Annotated in this window: 8 protein-coding genes; 4 read left to right on the forward strand and 4 right to left on the reverse strand. The window is 67.3% G+C overall.

Annotated elements, in window-relative coordinates; translation table 11 throughout:
- Positions 1–353: 353 nt before the first annotated feature.
- Together ybaL and D7Y61_RS18850 are read right to left on the reverse strand one after the other, a co-directional pair.
- Positions 354–2,051 carry a YbaL family putative K(+) efflux transporter gene (ybaL, locus tag D7Y61_RS18845; protein ID WP_180868515.1) on the reverse strand — a complete coding sequence of 566 codons (1,698 nt, stop codon included), beginning with the start codon at positions 2,049–2,051 and terminating at the stop codon, positions 354–356.
- Positions 2,052–2,266: 215 nt separating this feature from the next.
- Positions 2,267–4,654, reverse strand: a complete 2,388-nt coding sequence (locus tag D7Y61_RS18850) for a TonB-dependent receptor plug domain-containing protein (protein ID WP_180868517.1) — start codon at positions 4,652–4,654, stop codon at positions 2,267–2,269.
- A 336-nt stretch (positions 4,655–4,990) separates the two neighbouring features.
- Between D7Y61_RS18850 and D7Y61_RS18855 the strand changes: the two genes are divergently transcribed.
- Complete coding sequence (locus D7Y61_RS18855) at positions 4,991–6,856, forward strand: ABC-F family ATP-binding cassette domain-containing protein (protein ID WP_180868519.1); 1,866 nt, start codon at positions 4,991–4,993, stop codon at positions 6,854–6,856.
- Positions 6,857–6,932: 76 nt separating this feature from the next.
- Here D7Y61_RS18855 and ampR read toward each other — a convergent pair whose 3' ends face one another.
- Positions 6,933–7,796, reverse strand: coding sequence for a LysR family transcriptional regulator AmpR (gene ampR / locus D7Y61_RS18860; RefSeq protein ID WP_180868521.1), 864 nt, complete (start codon positions 7,794–7,796; stop codon positions 6,933–6,935).
- 175 nt (positions 7,797–7,971) lie between these two features.
- Between ampR and blaL2 the strand changes: the two genes are divergently transcribed.
- The 3 genes from blaL2 to D7Y61_RS18875 all read left to right on the forward strand — a co-directional run bounded on the left by blaL2 (position 7,972) and on the right by D7Y61_RS18875 (position 10,880).
- Positions 7,972–8,883 carry a L2 family extended-spectrum class A beta-lactamase gene (gene blaL2 / locus D7Y61_RS18865; RefSeq protein ID WP_180868523.1) on the forward strand — a complete coding sequence of 304 codons (912 nt, stop codon included), beginning with the start codon at positions 7,972–7,974 and terminating at the stop codon, positions 8,881–8,883.
- 85 nt (positions 8,884–8,968) lie between these two features.
- Positions 8,969–10,183: a cation:proton antiporter gene (locus D7Y61_RS18870; protein WP_180868525.1), complete on the forward strand. Its 1,215-nt coding sequence runs from the start codon at positions 8,969–8,971 to the stop codon at positions 10,181–10,183.
- 55 nt (positions 10,184–10,238) lie between these two features.
- Positions 10,239–10,880: a hypothetical protein gene (locus D7Y61_RS18875; RefSeq protein WP_180868527.1), complete on the forward strand. Its 642-nt coding sequence runs from the start codon at positions 10,239–10,241 to the stop codon at positions 10,878–10,880.
- 49 nt (positions 10,881–10,929) lie between these two features.
- On the opposite strand, the gene D7Y61_RS18880 is transcribed toward D7Y61_RS18875, so the two are convergent.
- The gene (locus tag D7Y61_RS18880) at positions 10,930–11,685 is read right to left on the reverse strand and encodes a DUF3011 domain-containing protein (RefSeq protein ID WP_180868529.1); all 756 of its coding nucleotides are present in this window, start codon (positions 11,683–11,685) and stop codon (positions 10,930–10,932) included.
- Positions 11,686–11,710: the final 25 nt, after the last annotated feature.

Genomic DNA, 11,710 nt, shown 5'->3' on the forward strand with positions numbered 1-11,710 from the left:
CACCGCGATGCGCTACGGTGGAACTGCCTCTCCAAGGCATGGCAACGTGGCGATCCAGATCCCCGGTCGATGCGGGTCGACCGGGGATTTTTTTGTTTCCGGGGTCAGATGCACCGCCGTGTCGACCAAGGTCGACACCTACCAACCGCCGCAGGAAATTGTCGAAGGCAGGGTGGGCCCGGTTGCAGGGGCGTGAGCGCCATGGATGGCGCGACCGAGCCTCCATGGACGGATTCACGGCGTCCCCTGCAACCGGACCCACCCCGCCATCCCACGGAATGCCAGCTTTTGCTTTTGTCGTTGCCGTTGCTTCAGCAGGTGCAGGGCTGCAAGCCCTGCCGCACCCACACTCCTCACACCACCGGAATACTGTGCTGTCCCAGCCCGCGATACGGCGGCGTGGCCATCACCATCTCGGCCAGCGAGTACGCCAGCTCACGCTCGGCCATCACCGTGCCATCGGCACCATGCTCCAGCAGGTGCTTCACCTCCGCATCGCTGTGTGCTCGCGCCAGCAGGGTCAGATCCGGATTGATCGCACGCAGCTTGGCCAGCGCCTCACCGGCTTCCAGCGGCTGAGGAATCGCCAGCACCGCAATCTTGGCGCGCTCCGGATGGGCCTCGGCCAGCACCCGGTCGGCGGCGGCACTGCCACGAATCGCCGCCAGGCCCTTGGCGTGCGCCTGTTCGACGTGTTCCTTGTTGTCATCGATCACCAGCACCGGCACGCCACGGTCGCGCAGCACCTGCGCCAGTTCACTGCCGACCCGGCCGTAACCAATGACGATGGCGTGGTCATGCAGGTCGCGCGAGGGACCGGTGGCCTCTTCGGGCTCGGCGGCCTGGGGCGACTGTTCCTGTTTGGCCTGCCAACGGTCAAGCAGCCCGAACACCAACGGGTTGAGCATGATCGACACCAGTGCACCGGCCAGTACCAGCGACTGGCCTTCCTTTGGCAGGATCTGCAGCGCCACGCCGAGGCCGGCGATGATGAAGGCGAACTCGCCGATCTGCGCCAGGCTGGCCGAGATGGTCAGCGCGGTGCTGGTCGGATGCCCGAACGCACGCACGATGAAGAACGCTGCCGCCGACTTGCCGAACATGATGATCAACACCGTGGCCAGCACCTGCCAGGGATGCTGCACGATGATGTTGGGGTCGAACAGCATGCCGACCGAGACGAAGAACAGCACCGCGAACGCATCGCGCAGCGGCAGCGAATCGTGCGCGGCCTTGTGGCTCAGCTCCGATTCGTTGAGCAGCATGCCGGCGAAGAACGCGCCCAGCGCGAACGAGACGCCGAACAACATGGCCGAGCCGAACGCCACGCCCAGCGCGATCGCCAGCACCGACAGGGTGAACAGTTCGCGCGAACCGGTACCGGCGATGCGTTCCAGGATCCACGGAATGACCCGGCGCCCGACCACCAGCATCACCGCCACGAACAGGCCCAGCTGCACGAAGGTCCAGCCGATGTCGGCCAGCACGCTGCCCAGCGAATGCGATTCCTTGGCCGCATCCGGGCCGAACACGCCGGCCATCACCGGCATCATCACCAGTGCCAGCACACAGGCCAGGTCTTCGACGATCAGCCAGCCGACCGCGATCTTGCCGCGCATCGTCTCCAGCAGGCGGCGTTCCTCCATCGCCCGCAGCAGCACCACGGTACTGGCGGTGGCCAGCGAGAAGCCGAAGATGACGCCATGCAGGGCTGGCCAGCCCATCAGCGAGGCTACGCCCCAGCCGAGCAGGGTCGCCACCGCGATCTGGCCGATGGCACCAGGGATGGCGATGGCCTTGACCGCCATCAGGTCCTTCAGCGAGAAGTGCAGGCCGACGCCGAACATCAGCAGCATCACGCCCAGCTCGGCCAGCTGGTTGGCCAGCGCCTGGTCGGCGACGAAGCCGGGGGTGAACGGGCCTACGCAGATGCCAGCAACCAGGTAACCAACCAGAGGGGACAAGCGGAGCTTGTTGGCCAGCGCGCCGAAGATGAAGGCGAGCCCCAGGCCAACGGCAACGATGTTGATCAGGTCGGTGTCATGGTGCATCGGCACTCGCAGAAATCAGGGGGATGCTCCAATTTTCACCGATGAGGCCAGATACGGCAAACCCGCCGGCCACGTGCCGTGGCCGGGGGGGTGCCCACGCATTTCTCCTCTACCCCCGCCTTCGGCGCGCCCCTTCAACAGGAAGGGGCTCTCCTCCAGATGCGGCCCAGGGTTGCCGGCCAGCGGCCGGCACTACCGAAGCGTCGGGGCCCCGCTTACCAGGTGTACTTGATGCGGCCATACACATACGCGCCGTTGAAGCCGAACGGCGAGTAGTTGCTGTACGGCAGCATGCCGAAGGTCGAGTTCTGCAGGTCTTCGGTGCGGTCCGGGTACTTGTCCAGCAGGTTATCGGCGCCCACGGTCAGCGTCCAGTTGCTGCTCGGCTTGTAGCTGGCCGAAGCATCCACCACCCAGGCATCGCCGTAGGTCTGGTCACGCAGCGCGGTGGCCGAGTTGCGCACGGTGAACTTGCCGTAGCGGGTAGCGGCCAGGCCCAGTTCCCAGTGATCCGAACGCCAGGTGCCGCTCAGGATCGCCTTGTCGCGCGGGTAGCTGTCCTCGATGCGGCCGATCTCGTCGCGGCCGATCAGCGACTGGTTCAGGCCCAGCGTGCCGAACACCGCCGGGGTGCCGCCGACGCGACGCACTTCGGTGTCGTTGTAGCTGTAAGCCGCGGTCAGCTCCAGGCTGCTGGCGCTGAACGGCACGGTGTAGCTGGACACGAAGTCGACGCCCCTGGTACGCGTATCCAGGCCGTTGGTGAAGTACGAGAACGCAGTCACCTGCGGCAGGCCCAGGGTGCCCAGCAGCGCGCTGGTGGCGGCGTTGGTGGTGATGCTGGACGACAATGCGATGCGGTCATCGATGTCGATCTGGTAGGCGTCGACGGTGATGTACAGGCGATCAACCGGCTGCAGCACCAGGCCGACGCTGTAGGACGTGGAGGTCTCGGCCTTCAGCGGTGAAGCGCCCAGTGCCTGCGCGGCCTGGCTGGTGGTGGGGAAGGTGCCGCGCTCGACGAACACGCCGTTGGTGAACTGGCTGGTGACCGCCTGGTAGCCCTGCTGCGCCAGCGACGGTGCGCGGAAGCCGCTGGAGGCGGTGGCGCGCAGTGCGACCTTGTCGGTGAACGCATAGCGCGCCGACAGCTTGCCCGAGAAGCGGTCGCCGAAGTCGGAGTAGTCCTCGTAGCGGCCGGTGATGCCGGCCGAGAACTTCTCGGTCAGGTCCGCTTCCAGGCCCGCATAGACCGCGTAGTTGTGGCGGTCGGCATGCACTTCATTGGTGGGGGTGAAGCCACCGAAGCCCTGCGCGCCACTGCCGGTGTACGAGTTCAGTTCGCCCGGGTTCTGGTCCCACTTTTCCTTGCGGTACTCACCACCGAAGGACAGCGTGACCGGATAGGCCAGGCCCCAGTCCAGCGACTTGGTGAGGTCGGCGTTGAAGATGTCCTGCTGGTACTTCAGCGTGCCGTCGTAGAACGAACGCGGGCTGGTCGCGCCCAGGCTGTAGTTGATGCTGTTGCGGGTGTGGAAGTCCAGGGTGTTCTCGCCGTGGTTCAGGCTCAGGTCCCAGGTCCAGCCGTTGTCGGTGTTGCCCTTGACCCCGGCCACCAGCGAGCGGTCCTTGGAGTACTGGTTGATCTCCGGCACGAAGCCGTCCGGGTAGGTCTGCGCCAGCAGTGCGCCCTGGCCGTTGTGGTTGCGCGAGCGGTAGAACGCGAACGAGGTGATGTCGCGGTTGCTCAGCAGCGCGCTGGCATAGCCGGTCACGTGGTCGCTGAAATCGAAGCTGGCATTGGCCGACGCCGCCGTGGCATCCACGCGCGGGTCGCCGACGATGAAGGTCTTCTGGCCGATGCTCGGGTAGTTGCCGGTATTCGGCGTGGTGCCGCGGTACGGGCCGGCGCGGTTGCTCTCGTCCTGCTGGCTGATCTGGCCGGCCACGTGCACGCGGCCACGGCCGTTGCCGAACTCGACGCCGGTATCGCCGGAGAGCTGGTACTTGTTGCCGTCACCGGCCGAATACTGGCCGTAGTCCACGGCCAGGCTGCCGCCACGGCCGCTGCCCTTGAGCACGATGTTGATGACGCCGGCGATGGCGTCCGAGCCGTACTGCGCCGACGCGCCGTCGCGCAGCACTTCCACGCGCTCGATGGCAGCGATCGGGATCGCGTTGATGTCCACCGCCGACGAGCCACGGCCGATGCTGCCGTTGACGTTGATCATCGCCGAGGTGTGGCGGCGCTTGCCGTTGACCAGCACCAGCACCTGGTCCGGCGACAGGCCACGCAGCTGCGCCGGGCGCACACCGCTGGTGCCGTCGGTCAGCGCCGGGCGCGGGAAGTTCAGTGAGGGCAGGGCGCGCGACAGTGCGGTGGCCAGCTCACTGGTACCGGTGGACTGCAGGGCTTCGGGGGTGATGATGTCGATCGGCGACTGCGACTCGGCCACCGTGCGGTCGGCCACGCGGGTACCGGTCACGATCACCGTGTCCAGGGTGTTGGCGGCGGTGCCGGCCTGCTGGGCAGCGGCAACGAACGGAGAGCCACCGAGTGCGACAGCGACGGCGGCGGCGATCAGGCTGGTCTTGCGGGTCATCGGGACGGAGCTCCGGTTGGCGGGGGCGGCACCGGAATCGACATCACGGGGGTGAGGCGGACGGCGGTTGTTGCGGTGCGCAAAGCAGGAATTAACGGGATATTCAGTGCCTGTCAAATGCCGGTCATCGGGAAAAACGTTGCAGCAGCAACCATTTAGCCCGGATCGGCACTGGCGGGGGAGGGAGCCCGGGACGCGCGCGGCGAGGACGTGGGAGAGAGGAACGCCGGCCGCCGCGCATCCCGGGACGCGTCAAGTATTCGTTAACGCTAGAATTGCGTCGCAGGAACAGTGCTCACCAGCACATTCCATTCGGTTATATGGACGCCTCCCCCGATGATCTCCCTTCGTAATTTCGCCTTGCGCCGCGGCGAGCGGCTGCTGTTGTCCAATGTCGACCTGACCCTGCACGCCGGTTACCGGGTGGGTGTGGTCGGCCGCAACGGTGCTGGCAAGTCCAGCCTGTTCGCGGCAGTGAAGGGTGAGCTGGAGGCCGACAAGGGCGATGTCGATCTGCCCGGCAAGGTGCGCATCGCCAGCGTTGCCCAGGAAACCCCGTCGCTGCCCGACCCGGCGCTGAGCTTCGTGCTCGGCGGCGACATCGAGGTGGCCGCGGTGCTGGCTGCCGAGGCCGAGGCGACCGCCCGCGAAGACTGGGAAGCGGTGGCCGAAGCGCATACGAAGATGGCCGAGCTCAATGCCTACGACGCCGAAGCGCGTGCCGGCAAGCTGCTGCATGGCCTGGGCTTCCCGGCCGAGACCCACCACCGCGCGGTGTCCTCGTTCTCCGGCGGTTGGCGTGTGCGTCTGAACCTGGCGCGCGCGCTGATGATGCCCAGCGACCTGCTGCTGCTGGACGAACCGACCAACCACCTGGATCTGGACGCGGTGTACTGGCTGGAACAGTGGCTGCTGAAGTACCCGGGCACGCTGCTGCTGATCTCGCATGACCGCGAGTTCCTCGACAACGTGGCTACCCACACCCTGCACCTGCACGGTGGCGGCGCCAAGCTCTATCCGGGCGGCTACACCGATTTCGAGCGCCAGCGCGCCGAGCAGCTGCGCCAGCAGCAGATCGCGCACGAGAAGGAACAGGCCGAGCGCGCCCACCTGCAGAGCTTCATCGACCGCTTCAAGGCGCAGGCCAGCAAGGCCGCGCAGGCGCAGAGCCGCATGAAGCGCCTGGCCAAGCTGGCCGGCACCGAAGCGGTGCGCGCCGAGCGCGAGTTCCGCATCGAATTCGCGCCGCCGGCCAAGCTGCCGTTCTCGCTGATCCGCCTGAACCACGTCGAGGCCGGTTACGGCAAGGACGCGGTGATCCTGCACAACGTCGGCTTCGGCCTGGAAGCGGGCCAGCGCATCGGCCTGCTCGGCCCGAACGGCGCTGGCAAGACCACGCTGGTGAAGACCCTGGTGGGCGAACTGGCACCGATCGTTGGCGATCGCATGGCGCACCCGGACCTGAAGATCGGCTACTTCGCCCAGCACACGGTGGAGTCGCTGCATGAAGGGCAGTCGCCGATGGAGCACTTCCGCGAAATCGCCCCGGATGCACCGAACCAGTCGTTCCGCGATTTCCTTGGCAAGTGGAATTTCCCGGGCGACCGCGCGTTCGAGCCGGTCGATGGTTTCTCCGGTGGCGAGCGCGCACGCCTGGCGCTGGCCCTGATCGCCTGGCAGCAGCCGAACGTGCTGCTGCTGGACGAACCGACCAACCACCTTGACCTGGAAATGCGCGAAGCGCTGGCCGAAGCACTGGCCACCTTTGAAGGCGCGATCGTGATGGTCTCGCACGACCGCCACCTGATTGGCCTGGTCTGCGATACCTATTGGCGCGTGGCTGATGGCGTGGTCGAGCCGTTCGACGGCGATCTGGATGCCTACGCCGCGTGGCTGCGTACCCGCCCGCAGGCACAGGGCACCAAGGCCCGCATGGAGCAGGTGGAAGAGCCGGTGGTGGTCAAGACCGCGCCGGTGGCGCAGGTGGTGCAGAAAAAGCCGGTGAACCCGCACAAGCTGGCCGCCGCCGAGGCCAAGGTAGCCGAGCTGGAAGGCGCGCTGGCCGAGCTGGACCGCCAGCTGGCCGACCCGGCCAACTACGCCGATGCCACGCGCATGGCGGTGATCGGCCGTGACCGCGAAACCGCTGCCGCGCAGCTTGAAAAGGCCGAAGCGGCCTGGATGGAACTGCTGGAGTCCTGACCGGCAACCGAAAAAGGGGACGGAGGGGATTAAGTCGTTTGTGGCACAAACGACTTAATCCCCTCCGTCCCCTTTTTCATCCCTGCGCCTGCAGCCATTCGCGGAAGCGCTTGGCCGGCTCACGTTCGGCGCGCGAGCGCAGCCGTGTCAGCCAGTAACGCCCCAGCTCCAGCGTGGTGCCAAACGGCTGCAGCAGACGGCCTTCAGCCAGTTCCTGCTCGAACATGCGCAACGGCAGCAGCGCCACACCGGCGCCACCGGCGGCCGCCATCGCGACCGTCAACGAGGAATCGAACACCGGCCCGCGCGCCTCCACGCCGCTGACCCCGGCTGCCTGCAGCCAGCGCGGCCACTCGTCGCTGCGGTAGGAGCGCAGCAGCGGCAGCGTGCCGAGGTCACGCGGCTGCTTCAGGCGTCGTGCCAGCGCAGGCGCACATAGCGGTGTGAACGGCGCATCGAGTATCGCCGAGCACGCCTGGCCCTGCCAGTCGCCATCACCGAAGCGGATCGCCAGGTCCAGCCCTTCACCGGCCAGGTCGATGCGGTTGTTGTGGGTCTGCAGGCGCAGCTCGATGTCTGGATGCGTGCTCTCGAACGCAGCCAACCGTGGCAGCAGCCAGCCGGTGGCGAAGGTACCGACCACGCCCAGGGTCAGCACCTCGCGCGCCGGTCCACCGGTATAGCGCGCGATGCTGGCCGAGATGCGCTCGAACGATTCGTTGAGCACCGGATACAGCGCCGCGCCTTCGTCGGTGAGCGCCACGCCGCGTGGCAGGCGATGGAACAGGCGGATGCCGAGCCTGTCTTCAAGCCCACGGATCTGGTGGCTCAACGCGGCCTGGCTGACACACAGCTCCAGTGCGGCGCGGGTGAAGTTCTGGTGGCGCGCGGCCGCTTCGAAGGCGCGCAGCGCATTCAGGGGCAGGGTAGGGTGCAGCATCGGCGAGTCGTGAGCCAGGATGATGGCGGATCGTACCCCCTGAGGGGGGATGTCTGGAATCTCAATGGGTTGATTGCGTCATGCGTGAATTTTTCTCATGTCTTCCGCTGAATTTTCGCGCTGGTCACTCCCGCAATGGATTTCAATAATCGGACGGCCAACAGGAGAACCCCGCATGCTTGCCCGTCGCAGATTCCTGCAGTCCAGTGTTGTTGCCGTTGCCTCTTCGCTTTCCCTGCCATTGCTCGCACGTGCGGCGGTCACGCCCCCGGCCGCCGCCGCGACCGACGCCGCCGTCGCCGCCGCCACCGACTTCGCGGCGCTGGAGAAGGCCTGCGCCGGTCGCCTGGGCGTGACCCTGCTCGATACTGCAAGCGGTCGCCGCATCGGGCACCGCCAGAACGAGCGGTTCCCAATGTGCAGCACCTTCAAGAGCATGCTGGCCGCCACCGTGCTCAGCCAGGCCGAGCGCACCCCTTCGCTGCTCGACCGGCGCGTGCCGGTGCGCGAAGCCGACCTGCTCTCGCATGCGCCGGTGACCCGCCGCCACGTCGGCAAGGACATGACCGTGCGCGACCTGTGCCGGGCCACCATCATCACCAGCGACAACACCGCTGCCAACTTGTTGTTTGGCGTGGTCGGTGGGCCGCCAGCGGTCACCGCGTTCCTGCGTGCCAGCGGCGATACGGTCAGCCGCAGCGACCGGCTGGAGCCGGAAATGAACAGCTTCGCCGAAGGCGACCCGCGCGACACCACCACGCCGGCGGCGATGGCTGGTTCGCTGCAGCGTGTGGTGCTGGGGAAAGTGCTGCAGCCGGCATCGCGGCAGCAGCTGGCCGACTGGCTGATCGACAACGAAACCGGCGACACCTGCCTGCGCGCGGGCCTCGGCAAGCGCTGGCGGGTAGGCGACAAGACCGGCAGTAATGGCGAGGACGCGCGCAACGATATTGCCGTGTTGTGGCCGCGCGCTGGCAGCGCGCCGTGGGTGCTGACCGCCTATCTGCAGGCCGGTGCGATCAGCAACGAGCAGCGCGCCCTGGTGCTGGCCCAGGTGGGCCGGATCGCCGATCGACTGATTGGATGAGGTAACCGGGGTCATTCAAACGTGGCTTGCCGGATCGGTTCGGCGCGCGCATCCTGCGCGCGTTCGAACCCCACGGAAGACCCCGATGAGCCATGAATTGATCTACCTGCTGCTGATCTTCGCGCTGCTGGTGATCCCGCGAGCGCTGCAGCGCTTCAGCCTGCCCGCACCACTGACCTGCCTGCTGTTCGGCATCATCGGCATGCTCTGGCTGGGCGACCAGGCCCACGATGCGGTGATCGGCCTGCTGGCCACGCTGGGGATTTCCTCGCTGTTCCTGTTCGCCGGCCTGGAAGTGGACCTGCAGGCGCTGCGCCGTGGCATGTGGCCGCTGCTGGCGCATCTGGTGATCCGTACCGGCACGCTGTTCGGCGTGGGCTGGCTGGCCTGGCGCTACGCGGGTTTGCCCTGGCAGGCTGCAGGCCTGCTGGCCCTGGCGCTGCTGACGCCCTCTACCGGTTTCATCATGGATTCGCTGTCGCGGCTGGGCCTGAGCGAGGACGAGCGGTTCTGGGTGACCAGCAAGGCCATCGCCGGCGAACTGCTGGCGCTGGCGGCGTTGTTCATCGTGCTGCAGGCCGGCGATCCGGGGCATATGGCGCTGTCGAGCCTGGCCCTGCTGGCGATGATGGTCGGCCTGCCGCTGCTGTTCATCGGCCTGGGCCGTTGGGTGGCGCCGCACGCGCCGGGCTCGGAATTTTCGCTGCTGGTGATGGTGGGCATGGTCGCGGCGTACATCACCTACCTGCTGGGCGTGTACTACCTGGTCGGCGCGTTCATCGCCGGGCTGGTCGCGCGCCTGCTGCACCAGCGCATGCCGCTGCTGGCCTCGCACGAGAACCTGCATGCGCTGCGCCTGTTCGCCTCGTTCTTCGTGCCGTTCTACTTCTTCAACGCCGGCACCAAGGTGCCCGCCGAAGCCCTCAGCTTCGAGGCGCTGGGGCTGGGCATCGTGATCACCCTGGTGGTGCTGCCGCTGCGCATCGGCGTGGTCTGGCTGCAGCGCCGGGTAATGTTCGGCGAGAGCTTCCGCAGCAGCCTGCGGGTCTCGCTGGCGTTGGCGCCGACGCTGATCTTCACCCTGGTGCTGGCGGCGATCATGCGCGAGCGCTTCCAGATTCCGGCAGTGCTGTTCGGCGCGCTGCTGCTCTATGCGGCGTTGACCACGCTGCTGCCGTCGCTGGTGTTCCGCACCCCGTTCGATGTCGATCCGGTCGAACAGGAACCCGCGGGTGAAGGCGAAGCCGCGCCGGTGGCAGCCACAGAAACACTGCCGGCGGCATCTCCCCTCGATCGCTGAGCGGATGCTGCGCGTGCGGTTTGCGCACTTCGGCCATGACCGTTAGGGTTGGGGGATGAAACTGCCTGCCGCCGTCACCGCTTCCGTCCTCCTGCTCAGCCTCGCTGCGTGTTCGCAGCGCTCCGATACGGTCGCCCATGATCTGGCGACCGCACCGGCCGATGCCTTCATGGCCGCCATCGCCGCGCATTGCGGCCAGGCCTATGCCGGCAAGGTGGTGGAAGATACGCCGGCACCGACCGGGAAGGACCCGTTCGCCGGGCAGCGCCTGGTGATGCACGTGCGCGGCTGTGCCGACCCAGCACATGAGCTGCGCATCCCGTTCCATGTCGGTGATGACCACTCGCGGACCTGGGTGCTGACCCGCACGCCGAACGGGCTGCGCCTGAAGCATGACCATCGCCATGAAGACGGCAGCCCCGACGCGATCACCCTGTACGGTGGCGACAGCACGCCGCCGGGCACTGCCGGGCGCCAGCAGTTCCCGACCGATGCCGATTCGGTGGCGATGTTCCGCCGCGCCGACATGCTGGCCTCCACGCACAACACGTGGGCGATGGAAATCGATCCCGACCAGACGTTCGTTTACGAGCTGACCCGCCCGGAAGGCCGCCGCTTCCGCGTGCAGTTCGATCTGAGCAAGCCGGTCGACCTGCCGCCTGCACCGTGGGGCGACGACAAAGCATCCGCGCCGTGATCCCGGGGTCGGATCCCTCCTGCGGAGGGTTCTGACCCCGACCCTGTAGTCACCGCGTACCGAAACGCGCGCGGCAGCCGTTGCTCACCCACACCTGGCCACGTGAGTAGCCCCAGCTGCGGCCTTCCTGGCAGGCACTGCCGGACAGCTGCTGCTGCAGCACCGGGCGGCCCTGGCGCTCATCCCAGTCGCAGGTCTGCGAGCGGTTGTTGTTGCTGCTGCAGGTAACCGAGTAATTGCTGTTGCCGCCGCCCCAGCCACCGCCACCACCGCCCCAGCCGCGGGCTTCGGCGAATTCGGCACGGCAGCCGCCACTGACCCAGACCGCGCCGTTGCGCACGCCCCAGGTACGCCCTTCGTTGCAGGGGCTGCCGGACAGCTGGCGGACCAGGCGGGCATTGCGCCAGCCGACCGGGCAGCTGCGCTCGCGGTTGTTCTGGCTCTCGCAGCGGATGGTCTCGCCAGGCCGGCCGTTGTTGCCGCCCCAGCCACCGCCATTGCCATTGCCATTGCCGCCGCCCCAGCCACCGCGGGCCTCGACGAATTCGGCGCGGCAACCGTTGGTGACCCAGATGCTGCCGTTACGGCTGCCCCAGGTGCGTCCTTCATCGCAGTCCGAGCCGGACAGCTGGCGCACCAGCTGCGCATTGCGCCAGCCGGTGTTGCAGACCCGTTCGCGGTTGTTCTGGCTTTCGCAGCGGACCACGCCGCTCTGCGCATGCGCGGAAGGGGCGGGCAGGGCAAGGGTGCCCGCGGCACCCAGGCTGAGGGTTACGGCCAGGCTGGCCAGGGACAGCGGTTTCATGGCGGCATCCCATACGGTGGCAGGT

The sequence above is a fragment of the Stenotrophomonas maltophilia genome (genome assembly GCF_013464485.1).
Taxonomy (GTDB): Bacteria; Pseudomonadota; Gammaproteobacteria; order Xanthomonadales; family Xanthomonadaceae; genus Stenotrophomonas; species Stenotrophomonas maltophilia_AW.